Source organism: Desulfofundulus thermosubterraneus DSM 16057, from assembly GCF_900142025.1.
Classification (GTDB): domain Bacteria; phylum Bacillota; class Desulfotomaculia; order Desulfotomaculales; family Desulfovirgulaceae; genus Desulfofundulus; species Desulfofundulus thermosubterraneus.
Map to the genome: position 1 here is coordinate 24,832 of NZ_FQZM01000025.1, position 24,851 is coordinate 49,682.

A 24,851-nucleotide genomic window follows, 5' to 3' on the forward strand; every position below is an offset into this window, starting at 1 on the left:
GGAAGATGAAAATGGGAAACAGGGTGAGCATACTGGTCTTTGGCACCTCACCTCCATGCCAGAAATGCCTGCAGGCCGAAAGGGAGGCCCGGCAGGCGGCGGCTCAATTTCCTCCGGGAGAGGTGACGGTGGAAAAACAGGACGCCTTTTCGGAAACAGGACAAAAATACGGGGTCATGATCACTCCCGCCGTGGTGATAAACGGCAGGATGGTGGCTGCCGGCAGGTTGCTTACGGAACCGGAACTGGTGGAGCTGATCAAGAAAGAGAGGGGGGATTGACGTGCCCGTTAAAATGGAGGTCTTCAGCGGTAATCCTCCCTGTCCCGGGTGCCTGGAGATGATCAAACTTTGTGAGGCAGTGGCCGGCGAATACGGAGGGGAAATAGATTTTAAAAAGTATGTGGGTGAAGAGGGGCTGGAGAAGTTTAACGAATACAACATGTTCTGCGTTCCGGCGGTGGTGATCAACGGTTATATTAAAATCGAAGGGGTTGTTCCCACCCGTTTTACCCTTTTGAACGCATTGAGGGAGGGTGGATTATGTCTAAAGTAAGCATTGAGGCCTTTTTGTCCGTCCCACCCTGTTCCGGTGGCATTGCCCTGTCCCGGTTGCTGGAGGGTATCCAGAGGGAATTTGGCGAAAAGGTGGCCATTACTATTCACAGGGGGCCGACCCCTCGCCTGGAGGAACTGAAAATATCCGCCACCCCAGCTATAATTGTGGGCGACCTGGTCAGAATCATGGGCGTATGTCCCGACAGGGAAACGGTTGTGGCCGCCCTGCGGGAATGCGGTATGATATAAAAACCTGCCGCGTGCGCTGTAAAGGCAGGTCCGGGAGTGGGAAAGGTGAGACCCATCCTTATCGAAATCATCTATGAAGGCGACCACTGTATCCCTTGTGTTTACATGCTTGAAACAGTGGAAGAGGCCATAGGCGATATGGGGGACAGGGTGAAGCTGGAACTGGTCTACCTCCGGCAGGAAACGGGCGGCCGTCGTTACAAGGAGCTGTCGGAAGGGCTGGGCGGGCCGGCTCCCATCCCGTCCATTTTCATTAACGGAAGGTTGTATTTCAGCACCACACCGCCGGTGGAAGAGCTAAAACAGACCCTGCAGGGGCTCTTACAGGCGGGTGAATAGGTCATGTATATATACAAGACCAAGGGGATTTGTCCGCCCGAAATCCACTTTCAACTGGCGGGAAATATCCTGACCGGCGTGAGGTTTGTGGGCGGGGGCTGCCGGGGCAACGCCCAGCTCATCAGCCGCCTGCTGGAGGGCCGGGAGCTAAGTGAAGTGCTCCCCCTCCTGAAAGGAATTCAATGCCGGAATGACACATCCTGCCCCGACCAGCTATACCAGGCCATCCAGTTGGCCCGGGAGGGGAAGCTCAGGGAAGAGGAGCCGATCACCGTTTATGAAACTCCAGCGTCCTATCAAAGGGTAGCGGTGATTGCCGATGTAAACGGAAATGTTGAGGCATTGCAGGTAGCTTTGCGCCAGCCTGTTGAAACCGTTTTCTGCCTGGGTAACCTTACCGGTCCGGCAGGGGACAACGACGGGGTGGTTGAACTGGCGCGAAGGAAGAAGTTGGTTTTTGTACAGGGTCCATTTGACCGTACTCTCTCCTGTACCAAACCGGAGAATCGAGAATTTCTCCGGCGGGCACCCCTCTATCTGCGGTTTCAACTGGGCCGGTGCCGTGTCCTGGGGTTTTACAGCGGTTTTATCCAGGAATTAAGCGGCTTTTCGGATTTTGCCCCTTATTCCCTGGAATTGCTCATGGTGAGCAATCTATCCGACTACTTGCGCAATGAGAGCGTCTTTTCCGCCCTGGAAACCATGACCGAACAGTTTTCCGTCGATGTGGTCCTCTTTGCTTCTACCAATGAGTGGAAACATGTACGCCTGGGTAAAGTGGACTTCATTAACGTGGGTCCTGTAAAAGAGGGCGGCCAGTTTAAATACGCCTTGCTGGGGTGGGCGAGGGAAGAATTACAAGTTTCCTTTGAAACGGTGAAGGCATAGCGGGGAGGGAAGGGACGTGCGCCGGGTACTGGTGGATGTATTGCTGACCGATTTCCGGCAATGAGCGGCCTGCGTCTACATGGCGGAAGCGGTAAAGGCTTTACCGCAGGAAATTAAGGACATAATCGAGGTCCACGAGTGGGACATGAGGACGCGGGAAGGAATAAAACGTTTCCTGGAGTTAAAGGCGAAATCCCTACCCAGCATTGCCCTGGACAACGAACTGGTCTTTGAAGCCGTTATTCCGCCGCAGGAGGATTTGATCGCGGCCATTAAAGCAAGATATGCCGGTTAGTTCTAGCGCGGGGGTGGAGGAAAATTATGTCAAAGGTTTTTGTGGAGGTATTGCTCACCGACCAGTGAGCATCCGGGCCGTATATGGCCGAAGCGGTAAGAGCCTTACCGCAGGAAATACAGGACGGCATTGAAATGTTTATCTGGAATGTTAAGACCCTGGAGGGAATCAAACGCAAACTGGAACTGGGAGTCAGGGTCATACCTGCCATTGCTCTGAACAACGAAGTGGTTTATGAGTCCACCATTCCTCCCCAGGATGAGTTGATTGCCGCCATTTTAAAATGCAAAGATAATTTTCAATGGGGAGATGCAGGGGGGAGCCCGGTGTATCTGCAGGAAGTCACCTTAACCGGTTTTAAATCCTACGCCACGGAAACGGTGGTTAATTTTAAGTCCGGCATTGGAGTAATCATCGGTAATAATGGCGTGGGCAAAACAAATGTACTGGATGCCATTGCCTGGGCCGTGGGCGAGAGCGATCTGCAGCGGTTGCGCTGCCAGCAATATGGGGACCTGTTTTTTAGCGGGTCGCAGGAATACCCTCCGTCGGAAACGGCCAGGGTGGCTCTGACCATTAAGCTGGGTGAGGATAAAAAAGCCCCGCAGGTTAAGCTGACCCGGCAGGCCCGTCGCCATGGAACGGAAGAATTCTTCTGTGACGGGGTTGAGCTGACGGCCGCAGGTTATTACCAGAAATTAACCGAACTGGGACTGGAAAATGTTACAAAAACAGTGATCCGGCAGGGGCAGGTGGAAAGCTTTCTGCAGCTGGGACCCGCGGATCGGCTTAGACATGTTAAAGCACTGTTCAATGAAAAGATGGATGGAGATCTAATCGGCAGGATTAACGCCCATTTCAAGAATTTCTTGAGCATACTTGTTCCGGAGGGAGGGGGCGAGCTGTTCCTGGTTGATACCAGTGGTGAACCCGGCCTGGCCGTTGAAGTCGTTTTTCCTGGAAAAGGAAGAAAGAACCCGCTCCTTCTTTCCGGCGGTGAGAAAACTATCTGTTCGCTGGCCGCCAATCTGGCCCTTTTTGAGGAATTGCAGAGCCCCTTTTACCTGTTGGACGAAGTGGAGCCAGCCCTGGATTGGATATATCACCACCATATGCAGCAGTTATTCAAGAAGCTGGCCCGGAATAGGCAGCTGATCATGATCACTCACTTGCGAAGCACCATTGAGCTGGCCGATACCCTGCACGGGATTCGCGCCCGCAGGGACGGTACCTCCTACGCGAAGTTCTACTTTGACATGGATGAACGTATCTTAAGGGCTTACCAATGTTGTTGTTAAAAGGGGCGAGTTGCATGGAACTGGAGACCATCGAACAATTCAGGAATTTGGTCCTTAAGTTGGGGCTTCCCAGGACGGACATGGTTTTGTTTGGGATTGTCTGCCCCTATTGCGGCAAAAACGACCGCATCAGGTCCCTGGAACCTCCGGAGGAACTGAACGAAGAAGATCTGGGTCGGATAAATATGGATCTCTACCGCAGGATATGGGGTGAATTGCAGCCTAAAGACGTCCTGGCCGTGTGCAAATTTTGCCATAACATTATGCAGTTGCAGGGCGAGGCTAAAAAAGCAATACCATTGTATGAATGGTAGCCAGGGGGGGAAAACCATGGCTGACTTCACAGACGTTTATCTCGTTACCGGGTTTTTGGGCAGCGGCAAAACCACTTTTTTGAACCGTCTCATCCGCCAGTTCCCCAGGGACCGGAAATTGATGATATTAATGAATGAGTTTGGTGAAATTGGCGTTGACGGCACGCTGGTGGCTGGTGAAGACCTGGATATCCTGGAAATCAGCAAGGGGTCCATCTTTTGCGCCTGCGTGAAAACGGATTTTATCAAGGGCCTTTACGAGATTGCCCAAAAAATCAAGCCGGACATTTTGTTGATTGAATCTACCGGTGTGGCCAATCCCGTTGACCTCAAAAAGGACCTGAACCTGCCCATATTTAAGGGCCGTTTTCAGTTTAAAGAGCAGTTTTGCATTATCGATGCGGCCAACTTCCTGGATGCCTTCCAGGTCTATGCTTCGGTGGAAAAGCAGATATCCTCCTCCACCATATTTATTATCAACAAGATCGACTTGGCTTCCCGGGAGCGGGTTGAAGAAATAAAAAATCTCGTAAAAAAGTACCACCCCGATCCCCACTTTTACGAGGCAACATATGCCGATATAAACGTGGCCGAGCTTTTATCTTTGGAGCAGCCGCTTGAAGGTGCTAGGTATGAACCGGGGCGGCCAATGAGCGAAGAGGAATTGGAACGGTACGTGGAAGAGCTGTTGTCCGATATTCATGAATCCCTTACGCCCCCCGACCTGCTAATGTCTGCATCCTTTTTCTGGAAGGGAGGCACGCCATCCGATCTCCGGGAAATGACGGCCCGGTTACCCCGGGAAGTGCTCCGGGTAAAGGGCTTTGTGCAAATAGAGGGCCGGCTTCACCTGTACAACTATGTGATGGGCCAGTGCACCATTGAAATGCAAGATGTGCCGGTGAAGGAGAATCAGATCAATGTGCTGGTCTTTATTGCCCCGCCGCAAATCATGCCGGCAGTGGAAAAGCTCATGGGCGATTTTAACTTTGTGAAAACGGGGGAAATCAACCGCCAGGAATTTTTTCAAAAGCGGTAGTTTGCAGGAGGTAATTATGCGAATTGTCTCGCTCGTACCCGGTCATACGGAAACCCTTTTCGCCCTGGGGCTTGGCGAGCAGGTGGTGGGGGTTACCGCCCACTGTGATTACCCACCACAGGCAACGGGTAAAGAACAGGTTGGTCTTTTTAACCGTCCGGACGTAGATAGGATTATCTCGTTGCGGCCCGACCTGGTCCTGGCCGGGGGAGCTATACACCGGGGTTGCGTAGAGGAGTTGCGCCGGGCGGGAATAACGGTTTTTGACTTTGCACCCCGCCGGGTTGCGGAACTGCTGGAGGGAATGGAAGAGATAGTGCGCATTACACGGGCCGGTGAAGCGGGCCGTTCGGCGGTGGCCACGTTCGGGGCCAGAGTAGCCGGGCTCCGCGAAAAGGTGGCACGCCGTTCCCGTATCAGGGTTCTTTTTGTCATGGGTGAGAAGACCCTGGTTACGCCCGGACCGGCTTCCTGCCAGTATGACGCCCTGAGAGTGGCCGGGGCGGAACTTTTTGCTCCCGCGCACGAACCTGCCATTTTGCTTTCCCGGGACGGGGTACGTCGCTTTAACCCGGAGGTAATTTTGGCCTGCGGTCGGGTTTCCGGTGAACCGCCAAAAAAGAGGTGCCCGGGCTGCGACCGGCCAGAACGCCCCTGCGTACGGGATGTGGCAGACATGCTGAACCACCCCCTGTTGACGGGGGTTGACGCGGTAGAGAAGAAGTGCGTCCATGCCGTTCCCTGCCACTGGTTGTGCCGGCCCGGACCACGCCTATTCGACGGGATGGAGAGGGTGGCCCAACTGCTGCAAAAAGTTCTCGTCCGCTAACCGGCTAAAATAAACAATTCACGGGGCTGTTTTGCCCGTTGAAGAAAAGAATCTTGCGCTGGGGCGGCAACCATTTTACAATTCTGAAAAAATGTTAGTTATGTTTGCTATAGATAAATGTTTAGTAGCAGAGCAATAAGCATCAACGTCGTAATCACGCAAGTATAATTTAAATTTTATAAAAAAAGAGGGGGGGTAGAGCGACCGGACGAAAAGGAGAGGCAAATTTCCAGCAGTGGCTTTGGGGTCTTAACGCAGGAGATTACTAAAAAGTTTAACTTTTTAGAGACTTTAACAGTGGCTTGTTACTGACATTGCAGGTTGACCAAAGTGTAAGTTTTAACCGTTTGGTTAAGAAAACAATTGTTAAAAGAAAGGAGAATGGGAAATGACACCTGAAAGGGAAAAGGACATTCTGGGGAGACTGGCCGAGGGTGTACTCAATTATGATGAGGAAATGGTGCGCCAGGCGGCCCAGGAGGCACTGGATGAGGGCATGGACGCCAATAAGGCCGTATTCGAAGGACTGGTAGAAGGAATGAAGAAGGCCGGCGACCTGTATGAGCAGCAAGAGTACTTTGTCCCCGAGCTTCTCATGTGTGCCGACGCTCTTTACGCCGGTTTGGAAATACTACGCCCCCATATGCAATCGGCAAAAGGAGACGGTGGGGTAAAAGGCCAGGTGGTCATGGGAGTAGTGCAGGGAGACGTGCACGATATCGGCAAAAACCTGGTGAAGATTATGTTTGAAGCTTCCGGTTTTGAGGTGCACGACCTGGGCAAAGACGTGCCTTTGGAAAAGTTTGTGGAGGAACAACTGAGAACCGACTCGGAGATTGTAGCTCTCTCGGCCATGATGACCACCACCATGGTGGGCATGAAAGATATTATTAAAGCAATTAAGGAGAAGAACCCCAAGGCCAAAATTATGATTGGTGGCGCTCCGGTAACCGATGAGATTGCCGACCGTTTCGGCGCGGATGGTTATGCCAAAGATGCCAGCAACGCCCTGAAGGAAGCTATAAACATGATCGCTTCTTTGAGAGAGTTGTAGAGGGAGGATGAAGCAAAAGTGCAGCACCAGGTAATCTTTCAGCCTTCAGGCCGCCGGGGAATGGTGGAGCGCGGCATCACCCTGCTGGAAGCGGCCAGGGAGCTGGGCGTGGACATTGAAAACCTCTGTGGCGGCGCCAAGGTCTGCGGCAAATGCAAGGTAAAAATCGAAGAGGGTTTTTTTGAAAAATTCGGCATCGACTCCAGCATGGCTCATCTTTCCCCACTGCAGGAGGAAGAAAGGGATTGCCTTACCGAAGCAGAACTGGCGGACAACTACCGTTTGGCCTGCTGCTGCGAAGTGCTGGGGGATGTGCTGGTCTTCGTGCCCGAAGAAAGCCGGGGAGCCAAGCAGGTAGTGCTGGAGACGGGCAAGGAAAGAAAGTTCAACCTGAACCCCGCCGTACGCAAATATTATGTGGAAATGTCACCGGCTACCCTGGAGGACCACCGGGGGGATTTCGAGCGCCTGCGGGAAGCCCTCCACGAGCAGCACGGCCTGCCGCAGGACCTGGAAATCGACTATTTTGTGTTGCGGGACCTGCCCAATGCGGTCCGGGAAAGCCAGTGGAAGGTCACGGCGACCGTCTGGTGCGACAGGGAAATCATCCGGGTGGAACCGGGCTTAAAGGATACCCTGGTCGGCCTGGCGGTGGACATCGGCACCACCACGGTGGCTGCCTATCTCTGCGATTTACGCACCGGCCAGGTGCTGGTGGTGGACTCCATGATGAACCCCCAGGTGCGTTACGGCGAAGATGTGCTCTCCCGGATTACCTACTCCATGATGAATGAGGACGGCCTGGAGAAAATGCACCAGGCCATTATCGAGGGGCTGAACACTCTGGCCCAGCGCATGACCGAAAAAATCGGCCTTTTGCCCACCGACATCGTAGACATGACCCTGGTCTTTAACACCGCCATGCAGCATATCGCTCTCTGTATTGATCCCAAATTCCTCGGTCGTTCTCCTTTTGCTCCGGGGACCAAGCAATCAAGGAACATCAAGGCCCGCGATCTGGGCGTTAACATCTGCCGCGCCGCCATCATCCATACCCTTCCCGTAGAATCGGGCTTTGTGGGTCCGGACAACGTGGCCGTGCTCATTGCCGAGGAGCCGTACCGGGAGCCGGAAAAAATCCGGCTAATTATCGACATTGGCACCAATGGTGAAATCGACCTGGGCAACGAAAAGCGCCTGCTCTGCACTTCCTGCGCCACCGGCCCGGCCCTGGAAGGGGCCCAGATCAAGTTCGGCATGCGTGCCGCACCGGGAGCCATTGAAAAGATACGCATCAACCCCGAAACCCTGGAGGTTTCCTACAAGGTCATCGGACAGGAGCAGTGGTATCCGGAAATCCAAAAGACGGAGGCCAAGGGGATCTGCGGCTCCGGGATTATCGATATGGTGGCCCAGCTGTTCCGTTCCGGCGTCATCGACCGCAGCGGGCGGTTTAACATGAAGATCAACCACCCCCGGGTCCGCCGCGGTGCCGACGGGAAACCGGAGTTTGTGGTGGCCTGGGCCGAGGAAACGGCCATCGGCAAGGATATCACCTTCACCCAGGCCGATGTGCGGGCGGTACAGCTGGCCAAAGCGGCCCTGTATGTGGGAGCCAAATACTTGATGGAGAAGCTAGGTGTAGATAAGGTGGACAGCGTAACTCTGGCCGGCGCCTTTGGCAGTTACATCGACCGGGAAAGCGCCATGGTCATCGGTATGTTCCCGGACTGTGATCTGGAAAACGTGCAGGCCGTGGGCAACGCTGCCGGGGACGGCGCCAAGCTGGCCCTGCTGGACGTGGGCAAGCGGGAAGAAGCGGCCTGGATTGCCCGGCGGGTGGAATTTGTGGAAACGGCCATTGAGCCGGACTTCCAGACCCGTTTTGCCGCCGCCATGGCGTTACCGCACTCAACGGATAAGTTCCCGCATATCCAGCACATCCTGGATGCCATTCCCAAACGGTAAAAGGAGGAGTTTTGCATGTTTAAACTAAGCCGCCCCCAGCGGGTGTGCCGCATCGGCCGGTGGAACATCGGCGGGCAGCCCGGGGAAAACCCGCCCCTGCTGATTTCCTCCATGTTTCATAACGGCGATAAAATTCTGGAATCCCGCAAGGAGAGGAAATTTAACCGGGAAAAGGCCACGGAATACGTAAAGCGGCAGGAAGAACTTTCGGCTCAAACGGGCGTACCGGCCCTGGTGGCCATGGTGGCCACCTCTTTGGACGAGATGAAGACCTACATTGACTTTTTCCTGAGCATCAGCGACCAGCCCTTCGGGATCGACATGTGGGTGGAGAAAACGCGGCTGGAAGTGGCGGAATACATTGCGCAGTTGGGTATCCAGGACCGGGTGCTGTACAACAGCATCACCCCCTGGGACAAGGACATCCCCGGCCAGGTGGCCCGCCTGAAGGAACTGGGCATCAAGCACGTGGTGGTCCAGGCCTTCAACCAGGAAGACCAGACCCCCAGGGGGCGGGTAACCGGGCTCAAAAAGATGCTGGACATCATTGGGGAAGATACCTTTGACACCATCCTGGTGGATACTGCGGTAATGAACCTGCCCTCCACCTCTTTCTCCTGTATTGCCAGTCGGCTGGTTAAGGAGGAGTTTGGCTGGCCCGCCGGGGTGGCTTCCTCCAACGGCACCTACATGTGGAAGGCGGCCCGGGAAATGTGGGGAAGCGAAGGTTTCAACGCTATGAATGCCGCCGGCCAGGCCATTGCCGCCCTGCTCTGGAGCGATCTACTTTTCAGCGGCCCCATCGTTAATATTCCGAAAATTATTCCTGCCGTCACCACCGCCAGTCTGATGCTGGCAACCCTGGTTTACGACGAGACGGGTAAATTGCCGTCTAACCAGGATCACCCCCTGTACAAATTCTTTGCAGACTTTGTGAAGCAACTGCAGTGATCAGGTTGTACCGGGTGCCGGTTGTCAAAAGAAAAGGAGGCACAATCGGCTATGCCTAAAATTACTGAAGAAATGAGGAATATAGTTGAAAAGGAGCAGTGTTTTATTGTAACCGCCGATAAGACGGGGCAGCCTTCCGCTGCCCCCAAAGGCTCCATGCTGGTGCTTGATGAGCAAACACTGGCCTACGGGGAACTGGTAGGCAAACAGACCTACCGCAACTTGCTGGAAAACCCTAAGGTGGCGGTGGTGGTTACCGACCGCCAGGCGCTGAAAGGCTACCGGTTCATGGGCCGGGCTGAGCTGCTCTCCGAAGGGCCACTTTATGACCGTTTTGCCGAAAAATTTGCTCAAATGGGCCTGCCCAAGCCGAAGGCAGCGGTCAAAATTATCGTGGAAGAAATTTATGATCTGTCTGTGCGCAACCCGGGTGAAAAAATTTGTTAAGGAGGTTACCCCATGTCCATGAAACCGCGGGATAGGGTTCTGGGTCTTTTTGAAGGAAAAGAAGTAGACCGCATGGCCTGCTACAGTGGTATGGGCAACGTGACCACGGCAGGCCTGGAGCAGCTGGGTTACAAGTTTGCCGAAGTGCACACGGATCCGGTGAAAATGGCCAATTCGGCGGCCACTTCCTACAAGCTGTTTGGTTATGAGTGTGCCGTCGTTCCCTATGATATGTGCGTGGAAGCAGAGGCCATGGGCTGCGTCATGAACGCCTATGAGGACGTGGCGCACCTGTTGTATCCGACCATCAAGGAGAAGCTGATCCACTCCCCCGACGAAATGACCAAGGTAACCATTCCGGACAATATAGCCGGGCGGGGACGTTTCCCCCTGGTGATGGAGGCCATTTCCCTGCTCAAAAAAGACATCGGTGACGAAGTGGCCATTGGTTCCTGGTTTTTGGGTCCCTTTACCCTGGCCGGCCAGTTGATGGACTTGAACGACCTGTTCAAGCTGGTCTTTAAAAAACCCAATGAAGTGAATATTTTACTGGACAGGTTGGCCGACCTGATTATAACCATGGCCGCCAAATACCGGGAGGCCGGGGCGGATTATATCACCATCCGGGAAATGGGCGCCCCCACCGACGTGCTCAGCCCGCGGAGCTTCCGCCAGGTCATCAAACCGCATCTAGAAAAGATCTTTAAAAACATTCCGTCGCCAAAAATCCTGCACATCTGCGGGGATACCAACCTGATTATCGGATTGATGAACGAGTGCGGTGCCGACGCCATCAGCGTGGAGACCAAAAACGACCTGGCCAAGAGCCGGGCCACCATCGGTTCTGAACCGCTGCTTTTCGGCCATGTGGACGGGTACAATGTGCTCTGCAATGGTACGCCGGAAGACGTGGAGAAAGCGGTCCTGGCCAGTATCGAAGGGGGAGTGGACGCCGTCTGGCCGTCCTGCGACATCTGGCCCACCGCTCCCCTGGAGAACCTGCGCGCCATGGTGGACACCGTCAAAAAATACGGTGCGGAAAAGTGGGCTCGCAAGAACAGGTAAATGCGCACCTCTTATGCCCGGCGGGGGGAAAACACCGGTGTTTTTCCCCCGCCCCGCCTTGAAGGGTAGCGTGGGCTATGGGGGTTGTTAGAACGGGGGTTGCAGGATGGCCATGGAAAGAGCACTTAAACATGCATTTACTTCCTTTGAAATAAGAAAATACCTGCTGGAACTGGGGGCCACCCTGGTAGGTTTTGGCGATGTAAGCGAGGGCCTGGCCGGGGAATTACGGCACCTGCCGGTAGCCATTTCCCTGGCCATCCGGCATCCCTCCCCCGGGCGAAACCTCATCCATACCACCCGGGGACCAATTTATTCTAACCGCTACCAGCAGATCGATTTAAAACTGGAACAATTGCAGAAACGCCTGGTCTCCTTGCTGAAAAGCCACGGGTTTAAATGCCTGGCCATACCTCCCGATTCCCACCGGCATGACACCAGGTTTGTGGCCCGCCTGTACCCCCTCTTTCCCCACAAGACGGCGGCCACCTGCGCCGGCCTGGGCTGGATCGGCAAGAACGGCCTTCTGGTAAACGAAACCTACGGCCCCCGCTTGAGCTGGGCCACGGTGCTGACCAATGCCCCCCTGGAGGTTTCTGCCACTCCTTATGTTTCCGGCCGCTGCGGCAAATGCCGCCGCTGTGTGGAAACCTGCCCTGCGGGAGCCATTGCCGACCGGGAGTGGGTGCGGGATGAAGGGCTGGTGCCCCATATCGATGTGGAGGCCTGCCGCCGCCAGTTGGAGCAAAACCGGCAGCAGGTGGGGGAAGATATTTGCGGCCTCTGTATTCTGGCCTGCCCCCGGGGTCAGGCCAACCTCCAGGAAGCACGGGACCTCCGGTGGGTTTTAAGGTGAAAACACATAATTTATCTCCTGCGGTAAGCGGATACTGGTTTTAGGGATTACCCAGGAATTAATTAGTTTTTTAAATTAGTTTTTTATAAGACCCCCATGCCGCTTTTAGCGGCACCAGTGGATAATGAATTAATTAAAAATAATTAAAAAAATAAAATTAATAATCAAAAAATTATGAAAGTCATTGAAATTTTTGAAAGGAAAGGATTAGAAGTGAAAATCAGGATAGTAAGCGGCTTTTTGGGGTCTGGGAAAACCACCTGTATTTGTAACATGCTGGAGAAGAGGGAAGGTATCACCGGCGTGCTGGTAAATGAGTTCGGTGATATCGGCATTGATGCTGAACTGATCCAGCGGGGAGATGCGGTGGATATGGTTGAGCTCCCCAGTGGCTGTATTTGTTGCACTCTGAGAAATGATCTCGTACAGGCGGTAGAGGAAATAAAAACCAGGGTCAACCCGGAGCGTCTGATTATTGAACCATCAGGCCTGGCGGTACCTTCGGGTATCCTGGAGGCTCTGGAACCAGTAAAGGAAAAATTGGGTTTGGAGATTGAAGCGATCATCGGTATCATAGATGCCGACGGTTTTTTGCCCAACCTTGAGTCCGGCCTATTTGGTGATTTCTATACCGACCAGTTGGCCAATTCCGATATTATTCTGATCAACAAGGTCGATTTGGTTTCGCCGGAAATGCTCCAGAAGGTAGAGGAAGAAATTCGCAAGTATAACCAGTCGGCGATCATCCTCCATACTGTAAACTGCCGGGCCGAAATCCCGGCACTGGAAAAACATGAAGGAATTGATTATCTACATTTACACTTTGATCATGAATTTGACTCCCTCGCCATTACTCCGGGAGGCATTTTCCGGCGGGATGGCATTGAACAGGTCCTGCGAGACGCAAAAGAAGAGAAATTTGGTCATATCTATCGTGCTAAAGGAATTTTTCAAACCGGGGAGGGTTACTACAACTTTGACCTGGTCCACGGCCAGATCAATTTTAAGAAACTAAAGGGTGGGAGTGGCAATAAGTTTATTTTTATCGGCAAAGGTTTTGATAAAAAGGCGGTTGAGGAAAGCCTGGCCCGGGCCAGGACATAAAACCCGGGGAAGGAGAGATTACCCGGCATGGGCGCCGTTGTAGAATGGAAAATCGGGGACGTTTGGACTCAAAAGGAACCCTTTTATCTCCCGGTGGGAGAGGAAATACAGTTATTTGAAGCCGCGGCGGCGGGGCGGCTGCCGGTGATGCTCAAGGGACCCACGGGATGCGGGAAGACCAGGTTTCTGGAATATATGGCCTACCGGTTACGCCGTCCCCTGGTTACCGTGGCATGTCACGAAGATTTAACCACTGCCGACCTGGTGGGGCGATATCTTTTAAAGGGTGAAGAAACAGTTTGGGTCGACGGACCGCTTACCACGGCTGTAAAACGCGGTGCCATCTGTTACCTGGACGAGGTGGTGGAAGCCCGCAAGGATACCATCGTGGTCATTCACCCCCTCACTGACGACCGGCGCTTTCTTCCACTGGAAAAAAAGGGGGAAGTAATTAAGGCGCCGGACACCTTTATGCTTGTAATTTCATATAATCCGGGTTACCAGACAATTTTAAAGGACCTCAAACAGAGCACCAAGCAAAGGTTTGTGGCGCTGGAATTTGATTTTCCACCGGCCGATTACGAGACAGAAATCGTGCGCAGGGAGGCGGGAATAAACTCCGATGTGGCCGCCAAGCTGGTTAAAGTGGCGGGGAAGATGCGCACACTTAAAAACCGGGGTCTGGAAGAAGGAGTAAGCACCCGCCTGGTGATTTATGCCGCCACCCTGGTTAAACATGGTATTGAGATGCTAGAAGCAATAAAAACAGCCATGATTAAACCTATTACCGACGATCAGGTAATTCAAAAGAGTCTGGAGGAGATTGCCGCCACCCTGCTGGCGGAGGGCTAGACCGGAGGATTGAGGTAATGTCCGAAATAAAGGATCGGGCAAAACATGTTTGGGCTGTAGATAAAAGCACCCTGGAGGGTGTCCTGGACGGTAAAATGAACCCCGTCCTGCGTGAGGCCTGGCAGCAAGCCGTGGCTATTCTGGAGACGGCCGGGGATGAAGAATTTTACCAGCACTGGCTGGCAGGGACGGGGGAGCTCATGGCAGCATCCTGGGAAGTAATCTGGGAATGGTTACACCGCAGCCCTGGCACCCTCGGTATCGTTACTCCAGTTGCGTTGGTTCCATGGGCCCGTTGCAGCGCCCTGGTGGCCCGGTATGCTCCCGCCGAGGCGGTGGGGTTGATCCGCTCCGGACGCCGGATTTTAGCACAGATACCCCCTGACATACAGCAGTCCTTACTGGAGGACTGCGCGATTTTAGCCCGGATTAACTGGCCGGCAGCAACGGTGTTTTATGCCAGTTTACCCATGCTGGCCCAGTGGTCTGATAAAGGCGCCGTGAAGAGATGGGTGCAGGCGGGTCTAGCCCTGGCGGGACAGGATGTGGAAATGGGGCGGGCTTATTTCGCAGCCCATAGCCTTTGGCAAAAGGCTTCTTTCAGCGACCTTTTTGTTCCCTGGGTTACCTGGGGCCAGGAATTGGCCCGGATTACTCCGGTTATGGCGCAGGCTTATTTCACCAGCACTCCGGTGCTGGCTGGTGCCCTGGGCGAACAATTTTCCACATCCTTCCTGGCAGAGTGGGCCGACTGGGCCAGACTCCTGGCCGAACAGGATGTCGAAACGGCAATCGCCTTTCTGAACAGCAGCCCGGGGGTGCTGGGTTCAGGTACGGGGGTAGCTTTTAAGGAATGGGCAGAGTGCGGGCGAGAACTTTTAACCCGTGATCAAAAAGTGGCCCGGTCCTTTTTTGAAATGACCCACCGGGCCTTGCAGCAGGCCACCTGGCCGGAGGTACGCGCCTGGGTTGAACGGGCGGTCCGGAAGTGTGGGGAAAACGCGGAAAAGCTGGCCGAAATGATGGCTTTGGCCACTCGTGAAAGCATGGCCCTGCTGGCCGGTTTACGCCAGGGGATCACATTGGCGGAGGAGGAGCGCAGCCTGGTTACATACGGGGCAGCCCTCTTTGAGCGGCCGGTAGTTTTAAAACCCAGTAACATTCTCCCCGTAGAAATAACCGGAGGAGATCGCCTGTTTGCCACCACCGATGGCCGGCGGGTTTACCTGCCGGAAAACGTGAATGTTTTTCCGGTCCGGGAAAAGAATCAGGCCCTGTTAAGATTAATGCTGGTGCACGAAATGGCTCATCTGGCGGAAGGCACTTACCGGTTAACCGCAGCCGAACTGGCGGAGGCGGCCCGGCGCACTGGTTTACCGGAGGCGCAACGGGGAGAAGTATCCTGTCTGGAAGAGTGGCTGGACCTTTTCCCGGACTATGCCCTGATGCGTACCGTCTTTGAACTGGTGGAAGACGCCCGGGTTGATCATCTTACCCGGGTGAGATATCCGGGACTGGTCCGGGAATACCATGAGTTTGGCAGGCTGGCGCCGGTGTCCTTTCCCTCCGGTACCCGGGAGGCCGGGCTGGCTTCCCTGGCCAGGTTGTCTTTGGGGCAGCCGGCCCCGGAAGATATGGCCATCGAGCCGGGTCTTCTTCTCCAGCAAAAAATACTTGCCAACCGGTCGGCTACCGTGAAGGAAAGCCTGGAAGTGGCCGCCGCCTGGTACCGTTTTCTAGCAGATAAGCCTGCTGCCGGAGGGGAAGCCCGTTACCCCCAGGCCCTCTACCGGGGCCGGTTACGGCCGGACCTTGTTGCCGTCAATGCCGAGGTGGAAGCTGAATCCTCGCCGGTAAAGAGCCGGCAGAGGGCTGAAAGCTGCCTTCGGGTTAGGCCGGGTCCGCCGGGTACGGCCACTGCCTACCGGACGGGCAAATTTTACGGTGCCTTAAAAAGCCTTTTGCAGGGCTTTTTCCAGGAAGAATACACAGCCTACCGCAACGTTTACTATTACGATGAGTGGGACGTTACGGTGACCGGATACAAGCCTGACTGGTGCCGGGTGGGTGAAGTTGTTTTGCAGCCCAGCACCCGGCGGTTTGTGGAACAAACGTTAAGGGATTATTACGGCTTGATCAGCACTCTGAAAAGATATTTCGCCATGTTGCGCCCCGACCGCTTCCGGCGCTACCGCCGCCAGGAGGAGGGGGAACAGGAGGATATTGACGCCATTGTTGAGGCCTGGGCCGAGCGAGCCGTGGGGGCGCCGGCTACCGGTTTCATGATCCGCCGGGATAAGCGTTTGCGGGATGTGACAGTGGCCTTTTTATTGGACCTTAGCGGCTCCACGAACCAGGTTTTGGACAACGGAAAGACCATTCTGGATATTGAAAAAGAAGCGGTTATTATCATGGCCGAAGCACTGGAGGTGATTGGTGACCGCTACGCCCTCTACGGGTTTAACGGGGAAGGGAGACAGAAGGTTAATTTTTACATCGTTAAAGAGTTTAACGAGCCATACGGGCAGCAGGTCCAGCAAAAGTTCGGGGGTATGGTCAGTGATGGCCTCACCCGTCTGGGGGCGGCCATCCGGCATGCCACCAACAAGCTGCAATCGGTAGAGGCAGCGGTAAAACTGCTGCTGATCTTGAGCGATGGGCGACCCTACGATGTGGATTACTGCGCTGCGAAAGGCAACAGCGATCTGCGCTCTTGGTTAAGTGCAGACTATACGCTTTATGCACGGGAAGACTGCCGCATGGCTCTTCGGGAAGCACGAATGAAATGCATAACGCCCTTTTGCATTACGGTGGATCGTAAGGGAAAGGAATATCTGGAGGAAATTTTTGGACCTGGCGGGTATGTGGTAATTGACGATGTGACCATGTTGCCGGAAAAATTGCCATTAATTTATAAAAAGTTGACCGTTTAACAGGGGAGGAACATCTTATGCAAAACAATATCTGTGGGGCCGGTTTATCCGTCCGCCCGGGAAAACCCTGCCCCCGTTGCGGAACCCCCGGCTTGCCTGTAAACGTGATCACCGTATCCAGTCTGGTGGTCGATGAAAAACTGTCCCGGATAACAGGAGATTCCTACCATTTATGTGCCTCGCCGGAATGCTCCGTGGTTTATTTCGAAGGTAGCGGTAATGTACTTGAAGAAAAAGATTTAAAGGTGCCGGTATGGTTCAAAAGGCATGCTGGACCCGTACCTGTTTGCTACTGCCGCGGAGTGACCGACGGGGAGATCCTGGCCCACATTGAAAAAGGGTGTTGTTCGTCTCTCGCCGACATCCAGCGTCATACCGGTGCGAATACGGGTAAAGAATGCCTGACCAGAAACCCTGCCGGCCGTTGATGTAAACCGGCGGTGCAATCGGTGATTGCACGGGGTTTGGCTCAAAGGATTCAAATCAAGTAAGTTCATGAGATACTATCACAAATTATGGTAATAAATTAGGAGGGGTTTGCTATGATGTTGCTCAAACACAAGGGCGAAGAGATGACCTCAGTAGAACGGGTGGTCGCGGCTTTAAATTACCAAAAACCCGACCGTGTACCGGTAGCTCCGCTCTTATGCGGTGCTGCCCGTCGGGTTAACGGCGTTACCTATCCCAAATGGGCCACCGATGCTGAGGCCTGTGCTGAAGCCTATATCCAGTCTGTGGATCTGTTTGATTATGATGTTATTGTGGGGCTCGTTGACCTATCTGTGGAATCGGCCGATTGGGGCCAGGCAACGGTTTTCCCACCGCACAGCACACCCTACACCGATACCAACAAGCCGTTTATTAAAAATGAAGAGGATTATTACCGTTTGGAAAAGATCAATCCCCGGGAAACACCCCGCATGAAAATGGTTCTGGAAACCATGGCGCGGGTGGTTAAAGCACGGGGCAAGGAAAAGGTTGTTTGTGGTTTTATATATGGCCCACTGGGTGTGCTCTCTCAGCTACGCGGCCATGAGCGCTTGTTTAAAGACTGCTTGAAACGGCCTGAGGCTGTGAAAGCGGGACTGGAAGTGGTTACCGAAGTATTGTGTGATTACGCCCGGGCCATGATTGAGACCGGGGTACATGCGATTGCCGTTGATACCCTTTATGCCTGCAAAACCATCATGAGTAAGAAAATGTGGGAGAATATAGAGGGGCCATACGCTAAAAAGTTGTGCGACGTAATCCGGGATGCAGGCATTACCTTGGCGTTGCACAACTGCGGTGGGGCCACCTATTTCGATGCCCAGATCAAATGGCTGAATCCGCAGGCCATTTCCCACGCCTACCCGGCGGATGATTGCAAGGATTGGGCCGAACATGCGGCCAAATGGGGGAAGAAAGTGGTAACCATGGGCTATTTGGTTCCGTCTGAATTGGGCCTGATCATGACTCCGGAGCAGGTTATTGAAGAATGCCGCCGCGAGATTGAAACCTTCAAGGATTGCGATGGAGGATTTATTCTGGCACCGGGCTGTGAGTTCCCGCCAAACGGGTCACTCCTGAACCTGGCAGCCATTATGCAAGCGGCGCGGACATACGGGGTTTACCATTGAGTTTGCCTATTATCAAGTTGGGTTGGGGGTTCTTTTAATGGCCAAAGTAGAAATCTTTGGCGGTATCTGCGGTTTTAATACCGTTGTTTCGGCCACAGCAGAACAAAGGCGTATGGTGGAGTTGAAGGTGGAAAGCGAATGTCCCAACTGGCAAAAAGTGCAGGGACAATTGAAGGTCGACGCATATAAGGAACTGTTCGGCAAGCTGCATGAGAGTGAGGTATACCGCCTCAGCTCTCCCTTTATTCCCCATCCGGCCTGTTTGGTGCCTGCCGGCATTATGAAGGCCATCGAGGTGGCCGCCGGGTTGGCCCTCCCCCGGGATGGGTTCATCAGGGTAATCGGTTAATACTTATCGTTGTCGATGCCGCTGTAAAGCTGGCTTTTTAAGCAGTTTACGGTAAAATCTTTTGGACAAACCTTACCATACTAAGTTGACAATTCCCTTATTTGTAATATTTTTTTTCGCCAACTATATGACTAAGTCTATTATTGGAGTGAGTCTTATATTGGAAATTAAGAATTGTCCCTGTGAAGGCAAATACCTGGACAAAATGGTTCAGCCTGCCATATTGATAATTCTCACTGAGGCAAATCTCCACGGTTATAAAATTGTTCAAAGGTTGGCCGAAACACCAATGTTCAACGGTGATGAGCCGGATCCCGCCGGTGTTTACCGCTGCCTTAAGGCTATGGAAAAGCGTGGCTTAATCGTTTCTTGCTGGGATATCTCCCGGACAGGACCGGCCAAACGCTTTTACCGTATCACAGAAGGAGGTAAGGAATGCCTAAGGCGCTGGATTGAAACCCTGGAAGAATATCACCGTATAATAGGTATGCTACTTTCGGAAGCAAAGAAAGTAACCACTAAAGACCGGTCATAAAGCATGATTTATAACATCTATTTCTTTCGGTCAGGGAAAGAATTTCCCGGTTCTTTTCCCTGACCAGCGGGCAATCCGGAAAAGGGCACGGACCAGAAAAGCATGGGAAAGAAAGAATGTTCTTTGAAAGCGGTTCAAAGTAACCCGTGGGTTAAGCATACAACAAAATTTCCGTGTGTTCAGGGGGTGAGGCAAAAAATTTTGAGGTTTTTACGAAAGGGTAGGCATGGGGGAAGACTGGTTTATTGGATTTGGATAATTACGGAGGTGGTACGAAATGAACTCTGCAGTCATTATGGAGTAGTGCCCGGAGAACCCATAGTATGAATGGCAAGAAAGAAGGGTTGTTGCCTATCATAAATGAGTAAAACCCACAGGAGGTGTTAAAAAATGAAACTGGACCCTGAGATTGAGAAAATCCTTGATAAGGCATTAGCAGGCGAGCAAATCACTCGTCAGGAAGCAGTCAAACTTCTGCAAGTAGATGAAAACTCACCCGAGCTCTATGCTATTATGTCGGTAGCCAACACACTGACGAGGAGACACTTCGGGGATAAAGGCGAGGTATGGGCGCAAGTTGGTATAAACATTTGGCCTTGTCCTAAAAGCTGCGCATTCTGCACTTTCGGCGAGAAATGGGGCGTCTTTACCTCGCGTGTGGAACTGAGCCTTGAGGAGGTCGTCAGCAGGGCAAAGGCATTTGAGGATGCTGGAGCAAACGCTATCTTCCTGATGACTACTGCGGATTATCCATTTGAGCGCTTCTTGGAAATCGCAAAAGCAGTGCGTGAAGTTCTTTCCCCTGATATGCCAATGGTAGCCAATATCGGAGATTTCGGTCCAAAAGAAGCGGAGAAATTACTGGAAGCGGGATTTCAAGGCGCCTACCATGTCTTCCGTCTGCGCGAAGGAAGGGATACTGAAATAGATCCTAAAGTCAGATTACGCACGCTTGAAACGATTAGGGATTTCGGACTCGCTCTCGCTTATTGCGTTGAGCCAATTGGTCCTGAGCACTCCCTAGAGGAATTAGTCGAGGAGATGTTCAGAGGAAAAGATTATCTCGCTGCAAGTCTTGCAGCTATGTGGAGAGTTCCCGTTCCCCAAACTCCTCTCTATAAATACGGTATGATATCCCAGTGGACTTTAGCCAAAACAGTTGCCGTCACAAGGATAGTTGCGAGAGATTCCATAAAGGCTATGGGCGTTCACGAAGCAAGGATATTACCTCTGCGAGCTGGAGCTAATCAGATATACGCGGAAACAGGACCTAATCCTCGGGATGTGCTCGAGGATACCTCAAAAGGTAGGGGTTTCACCGTTGAAGATTGTAAGGAACTACTTGTAGAGGCAGGTTATACACCTCTGGAAGGACCTTCCGAGGCATTTCCCGTTCGCCCCAAAGCTGTATCGCCCCTAACTGATTGAAGGAATTTTTAAAATTAGCGACCCCCTCGCGCCCAAGGTGGACCCCATTATCAAGACAGTTTTATTTAAAATTTAAGAGTCAAACACGTGTTTTATAGACCTTGTAATAGGTAGAATGGTTAGGGTTAATAAACCATTGGCACTACCAAATTTTTTCGTCAGCTGGCTCTATTCCTGGGATATCGTCTTTGGAAAATGGCCTGCTTAGTTAAAAATGACGGGAGTAACAGAAGGTAGTAAATATTCAGTGAACCAGTTATTGGGGTGATAACCCGAGGAGAATGTCTCGAAAATTTTTCACGAGGGGGTAAAGATAAATATCCTTAACCGGAAGCTTGTATTCTTTGAACCGGTCCAGCTTGCCCCGGCCCTGCGTGCTGCCGACAAATATCCAGTTGGCCGCCCTGTAGCAGGTTCCGGGCAAATCGGTCCTTTTCCACAAGAGTTTCCAGGAGCACCGGCCGGTAGTAGCTGTAGGTCTTTTCCCAATCTTCCGGTAGCTTTTGACCAAAAGGCTGCCTTGCTGGCAGGGAGTCTTGACATGTGTGGTTCAACCGTGGCCCTTGCCCTTACCGCGGCTTCCAAGGGTGAGCCGGTGGTAGCCGTCTGCGGTCTTTGTAACAAGTGTTCAGCGCTGGTGGTGCGAAAAGATTCAGAAATTCATAAGCCTTCGGATTTAAAAGGGAAGAAAATCGCTTATGTACCGGGTACCATGCACCATGTCCTGCTACTGGAAGTATTAAGGCGGGCGGGGCTCGATCCAGAGAAAGACGTACATCTCACGCGGGTTGACTTTTTCGATATGGGGCAGGCCCTTTCCCAAGGAGCTGTAGACGCTTTCTTAAGTGGAGAGCCGTACCCCTCCCTGGCCGTTGTTAACGGCTACGGGCGTATACTTGCCTATCCTTATTACGGAGAAGATGTCGGGACCATTAACGCGGTTATGATTACCACCCGTGACAAAATTAAAAACAACCGCCGGCTTATCCAGCAACTGGTAAATGCCCACGCCATGGCTACGGAGCAACTGAAAAATCGCCCGGAGGAGTGGCTCAATCTGGCTTCCCGATTTGGAACGGACCGGAAAGTTTTGGATATAGCTGTCGGAAACATGGAGCTTGCCTGGGATCTGGATAAAGAGTATATCCAGCGCGCAAAAAACCTTGCCAAGCGCATGAAGGAACTGGGAATGATTTCTCAAATACCGGACGTGGACGCGCTGTTCGATCTAAGTTTTGTCGAGGAGGCACGGAAAAATATGGGGAAATGAGGTCATTTAAAGAATCGGGGACTAAAATTTTATGTTGGTCAGATATTGACGGCAGGCTTAACCCGTTAGGGTTAGCCCTGCCCGCCCTATTATTAATTGTTTGGCACCTGGTAACGGTCGATGGCAATATCCCCGGCTACTTGTTGCCCAGACCAATGGAGATTGGTAAAGTTGCCCTTGATTTTGCCTTGGGAAACTGGCAACTAACACCCTATTCAGGCACCATGTTGGATCACTCCCTGGCTAGCATTTCCAGAGTTTTTTCCGGGTTTGGCTTTGCGGCGGCTGCAGGGCTGCCCCTGGGTTTTTTAACTGGGCGTATTACTGCGGTAAAGAGAACCATTGATCCCACGATACATCTTTTCCGGACCATTCCGGGAATTGGCTGGCTTCCAGTGGCAATGGTCTGGTTTGGGGTGGGAGAGAGAACAACTCTGTTTCTTATAGCCCTGGCTGCTTTTTTTCCCATTTATGTCAACTCAGCCCAGGGTGCGGCCTCGGTGCCCCCACAGCTAATATGGGCAGGAAGAATGTTGGGGGCCAATAAGATATCCCTATTCACCACGATAATAATACCGGCCTCAGCCCCTGCCGTAGTAGCTGGACTGAGACTGGGCATGGGGCTGTCCTGGGCTTACCTGGTACTGGGTGAACTCACCGGTGTTGCCCAGGGTCTGGGAGCCGTAATGATGGATGCCCGCATGCTGGGTCATGTTGATATGATTATAGTTGCCATGGTTTGTATAGCTATTTGGGGACGGGTGACTGATTTGGTTCTTACTACCATGTTTAAATTATACCAACCGCGGGCGGGTGGTGCGGTATCATGAAGAACGGAACAGGGCATTACCTGCTTATAGATGGGGTAAGCAAGACCTTTCCCGGCCAAATTGGCCGGGAAAGGCTAAAAGTTTTGGATGAAATCAACCTTTATGCGGATGAAGGCGAAATCATAGGCATTGTGGGTCCCAGCGGCTGCGGAAAATCCACATTGCTTAACATAATTGCCGGGTTTGTGCCGCCGGACCGGGGTCGGGTTATCTTTTGCGGTAAACACGTCCAAAAGCCTTCTCCGGAAAGGGCGGTGGTTTTTCAAACAGCCGTTCTTTTTCCTTGGCTCACCGTATGGGATAACATTTCTTACGGTCTCAAGCGCAGGGGGGAGAAGAATATTGCCAGGTTGGTGAAGAGGTATATACAGATAGTTGGATTGGATTCGTTTGAATATTATTACCCCGACCAGCTTTCCGGCGGTATGCAGCAACGGGTAGCGTTGGCTCGAGTGCTTGTACTGAACCCCCGACTGTTACTGATGGACGAACCTTTTGCTTCTCTTGATGCCCTGTCCCGTTTAACCATGAGCAGCTTTTACTTGACATCTGGCAGAAGCTAAGGATAACCGTTTTATTTGTTACTCATGATGTCGAAGAAGCATTGCTTTTAACACATCGAATCTACATTATGAGCCGGCGTCCGGGAAGGATAATTCGGGAAATACAGGTTCCTTTTGGCTTTCCTCGTTCTTTTTCGTTAACCGGTACTCCTTGTTTTGCCCAACTGAAAAGCGAGATACTAAACACATTAATATTAGGACTTAAGTAAAAATCCCTAAAAATAATGACTAAATTCTTTTTTTGCCGGTAGGGTTATTGGAATCCCGCTGATAACCAAAGAGAGCATACTAGTTGTCCACCACCTTATGATCGTCTGGCAAGCTACCCAAGAAGTGGGCGTCAAGGCCGCCGCTGTGAAGCTTATGTTTTAAGCGGTGAGGTTTCATTACGGTAAATTTTTTTTGTAGAGATACCAGCTGAATCTTGACACGGACTAGTCTTCTCGCCCCGTTGCCATACCAGGGTATTTATTTTATAATAAATTAGCTAAATTCCGCTTTTCCCGGGAAGAGGGGTAGGCAACATGGCCAAAGCCAAAGTGATGGCTGGCGCCTGTGGGTTTACCAGTGTGATAAAAGTCACGAAGATAGGCAAGATGAAGGTGCGGGTGCAGATTATCAGCGCCTGCCAGGACCTGCGCAGTCTAAATGAGGACCTGGCCGAGGTGGACTGCAGCCGCAATGTCTTCGGCAAAATGATCGATTCGGTAATATACCAGAAGGCCAGCAAAAGGCTGAAGCATCCCGACTGCCCGGTGCCCTGCGCCATCATCAAGACCATTCAGGTGGAACTGGGCGGAGCCGTTCCCAAGGACGTGATCATTAAAATTGACGCTCATGGCTAGGGTGAGGGAACTAAAGACGTAGTGCCCGGTTAAAACGTCGTCCCGTAAAAACGGGACATTTTTTATTGTTAAGGAAAGTATACTTTTTGGGGGGCTCTTATAGGGGTACCCAATGAGCCCATATTATGGTAATATTTAGACATGAGGTACTCGTCGAAAATTAAAGAAATACTGAAGTTAAAATGGCCTGAGTTTGAAGCGAAGTATTCAGCGGCTATCCGTGAATGCGAAAAGGAAGCTGTCACTAAGGTCCTTGGATGTGGGGACCCCCAAAACGGGTTTGCTGAATACTGGTGTTTAGATTGCGGGGGCAAAGAAAAAAAGATCGTTCCATTTACTTGCAAAAGCAGATTTTGTCCCTCATGTGGTAAGGT

The 24,851-nt window shown here is 52.4% G+C and carries 29 protein-coding genes; all 29 read left to right on the top strand.

Annotated features, from left to right (window positions below):
• The first annotated feature begins 11 nt into the window (after positions 1–11).
• Positions 12–281, top strand: a complete 270-nt coding sequence (locus tag BUA65_RS10425) for a thioredoxin family protein (protein WP_165613237.1) — start codon at positions 12–14, stop codon at positions 279–281.
• A 1-nt stretch (position 282) separates the two neighbouring features.
• A complete protein-coding gene (locus BUA65_RS10430) occupies positions 283–555 on the top strand; it encodes a thioredoxin family protein (protein ID WP_072869504.1) in 273 nt (90 codons plus the stop codon).
• Positions 543–806, top strand: coding sequence for a hypothetical protein (locus BUA65_RS10435; RefSeq protein ID WP_072869506.1), 264 nt, complete (start codon positions 543–545; stop codon positions 804–806). Before BUA65_RS10430 ends, BUA65_RS10435 begins: the two co-directional genes overlap by 13 nt.
• A 45-nt stretch (positions 807–851) precedes the next feature.
• Positions 852–1,145: an HUIPC motif thioredoxin-like (seleno)protein gene (locus BUA65_RS10440; protein WP_131821489.1), complete on the top strand. Its 294-nt coding sequence runs from the start codon at positions 852–854 to the stop codon at positions 1,143–1,145.
• Between the two features lie 3 nt (positions 1,146–1,148).
• Entirely contained in the window at positions 1,149–2,033 is an 885-nt protein-coding gene (locus BUA65_RS19120) for a TIGR03905 family TSCPD domain-containing protein (RefSeq protein WP_072869509.1), read from the top strand.
• Between the two features lie 79 nt (positions 2,034–2,112).
• On the top strand, positions 2,113–2,328 hold the full coding sequence (locus BUA65_RS10450; protein ID WP_072869511.1) for a thioredoxin domain-containing protein: 216 nt from the start codon (positions 2,113–2,115) through the stop codon (positions 2,326–2,328).
• Between the two features lie 83 nt (positions 2,329–2,411).
• On the top strand, positions 2,412–3,626 hold the full coding sequence (locus tag BUA65_RS10455) for an AAA family ATPase (protein ID WP_072869513.1): 1,215 nt from the start codon (positions 2,412–2,414) through the stop codon (positions 3,624–3,626).
• 14 nt (positions 3,627–3,640) lie between these two features.
• Positions 3,641–3,940, top strand: coding sequence for a hypothetical protein (locus tag BUA65_RS10460; protein WP_072869515.1), 300 nt, complete (start codon positions 3,641–3,643; stop codon positions 3,938–3,940).
• Positions 3,941–3,956: 16 nt separating this feature from the next.
• Positions 3,957–4,979 (top strand): CobW family GTP-binding protein, encoded by a 1,023-nt coding sequence (locus tag BUA65_RS10465; RefSeq protein ID WP_072869517.1) that lies wholly within the window; start codon positions 3,957–3,959, stop codon positions 4,977–4,979.
• Between the two features lie 16 nt (positions 4,980–4,995).
• Positions 4,996–5,808, top strand: coding sequence for an ABC transporter substrate-binding protein (locus BUA65_RS10470; protein WP_072869518.1), 813 nt, complete (start codon positions 4,996–4,998; stop codon positions 5,806–5,808).
• A 388-nt stretch (positions 5,809–6,196) separates the two neighbouring features.
• On the top strand, positions 6,197–6,862 hold the full coding sequence (locus BUA65_RS10475) for a corrinoid protein (protein ID WP_072869520.1): 666 nt from the start codon (positions 6,197–6,199) through the stop codon (positions 6,860–6,862).
• An 18-nt stretch (positions 6,863–6,880) separates the two neighbouring features.
• The gene (locus BUA65_RS10480; RefSeq protein ID WP_072869521.1) at positions 6,881–8,830 is read left to right on the top strand and encodes an ASKHA domain-containing protein; all 1,950 of its coding nucleotides are present in this window, start codon (positions 6,881–6,883) and stop codon (positions 8,828–8,830) included.
• A 15-nt stretch (positions 8,831–8,845) separates the two neighbouring features.
• On the top strand, positions 8,846–9,781 hold the full coding sequence (locus BUA65_RS10485; protein WP_072869523.1) for a tetrahydromethanopterin S-methyltransferase subunit H family protein: 936 nt from the start codon (positions 8,846–8,848) through the stop codon (positions 9,779–9,781).
• Between the two features lie 51 nt (positions 9,782–9,832).
• A complete protein-coding gene (locus tag BUA65_RS10490) occupies positions 9,833–10,228 on the top strand; it encodes a pyridoxamine 5'-phosphate oxidase family protein (protein WP_072869525.1) in 396 nt (131 codons plus the stop codon).
• A 12-nt stretch (positions 10,229–10,240) separates the two neighbouring features.
• Positions 10,241–11,293 (top strand): MtaA/CmuA family methyltransferase, encoded by a 1,053-nt coding sequence (locus BUA65_RS10495; protein WP_072869526.1) that lies wholly within the window; start codon positions 10,241–10,243, stop codon positions 11,291–11,293.
• Positions 11,294–11,399: 106 nt separating this feature from the next.
• On the top strand, positions 11,400–12,149 hold the full coding sequence (locus tag BUA65_RS10500) for a 4Fe-4S dicluster domain-containing protein (RefSeq protein WP_072869528.1): 750 nt from the start codon (positions 11,400–11,402) through the stop codon (positions 12,147–12,149).
• Between the two features lie 213 nt (positions 12,150–12,362).
• Positions 12,363–13,253 (top strand): CobW family GTP-binding protein, encoded by an 891-nt coding sequence (locus BUA65_RS10505; protein WP_072869530.1) that lies wholly within the window; start codon positions 12,363–12,365, stop codon positions 13,251–13,253.
• A gap of 27 nt (positions 13,254–13,280) precedes the next feature.
• Positions 13,281–14,105 carry a CbbQ/NirQ/NorQ/GpvN family protein gene (locus tag BUA65_RS10510; protein ID WP_072869531.1) on the top strand — a complete coding sequence of 275 codons (825 nt, stop codon included), beginning with the start codon at positions 13,281–13,283 and terminating at the stop codon, positions 14,103–14,105.
• 17 nt (positions 14,106–14,122) lie between these two features.
• Positions 14,123–17,038, top strand: a complete 2,916-nt coding sequence (locus BUA65_RS10515; protein ID WP_072869533.1) for a nitric oxide reductase activation protein NorD — start codon at positions 14,123–14,125, stop codon at positions 17,036–17,038.
• Positions 17,039–17,055: 17 nt separating this feature from the next.
• Positions 17,056–17,529, top strand: coding sequence for a (2Fe-2S)-binding protein (locus tag BUA65_RS10520; RefSeq protein ID WP_278246275.1), 474 nt, complete (start codon positions 17,056–17,058; stop codon positions 17,527–17,529).
• Between the two features lie 51 nt (positions 17,530–17,580).
• Positions 17,581–18,657: a uroporphyrinogen decarboxylase family protein gene (locus BUA65_RS10525; RefSeq protein WP_072869536.1), complete on the top strand. Its 1,077-nt coding sequence runs from the start codon at positions 17,581–17,583 to the stop codon at positions 18,655–18,657.
• Between the two features lie 37 nt (positions 18,658–18,694).
• Positions 18,695–19,006: a DUF6951 family protein gene (locus BUA65_RS10530; protein ID WP_072869538.1), complete on the top strand. Its 312-nt coding sequence runs from the start codon at positions 18,695–18,697 to the stop codon at positions 19,004–19,006.
• A 61-nt stretch (positions 19,007–19,067) separates the two neighbouring features.
• Positions 19,068–19,541 (top strand): PadR family transcriptional regulator, encoded by a 474-nt coding sequence (locus BUA65_RS10535; protein ID WP_242656304.1) that lies wholly within the window; start codon positions 19,068–19,070, stop codon positions 19,539–19,541.
• Between the two features lie 390 nt (positions 19,542–19,931).
• Positions 19,932–20,969, top strand: a complete 1,038-nt coding sequence (locus tag BUA65_RS10540; RefSeq protein ID WP_072869540.1) for a biotin synthase BioB — start codon at positions 19,932–19,934, stop codon at positions 20,967–20,969.
• Positions 20,970–21,489: 520 nt separating this feature from the next.
• Positions 21,490–22,239, top strand: a complete 750-nt coding sequence (locus BUA65_RS10550; protein WP_278246276.1) for an ABC transporter substrate-binding protein — start codon at positions 21,490–21,492, stop codon at positions 22,237–22,239.
• Positions 22,236–23,069: an ABC transporter permease gene (locus tag BUA65_RS10555; protein ID WP_084062297.1), complete on the top strand. Its 834-nt coding sequence runs from the start codon at positions 22,236–22,238 to the stop codon at positions 23,067–23,069. The genes BUA65_RS10550 and BUA65_RS10555 overlap by 4 nt, the downstream gene beginning before the upstream one ends.
• The gene (locus BUA65_RS10560) at positions 23,066–23,632 is read left to right on the top strand and encodes an ABC transporter ATP-binding protein (protein ID WP_207543886.1); all 567 of its coding nucleotides are present in this window, start codon (positions 23,066–23,068) and stop codon (positions 23,630–23,632) included. The genes BUA65_RS10555 and BUA65_RS10560 overlap by 4 nt, the downstream gene beginning before the upstream one ends.
• A gap of 524 nt (positions 23,633–24,156) precedes the next feature.
• Positions 24,157–24,477 carry a DUF6951 family protein gene (locus BUA65_RS10565; protein WP_072869545.1) on the top strand — a complete coding sequence of 107 codons (321 nt, stop codon included), beginning with the start codon at positions 24,157–24,159 and terminating at the stop codon, positions 24,475–24,477.
• A 141-nt stretch (positions 24,478–24,618) separates the two neighbouring features.
• Positions 24,619–24,851 (top strand): transposase zinc-binding domain-containing protein (locus BUA65_RS10570; protein WP_207543887.1); only part of this gene is annotated, 233 nt, incomplete at its 3' end.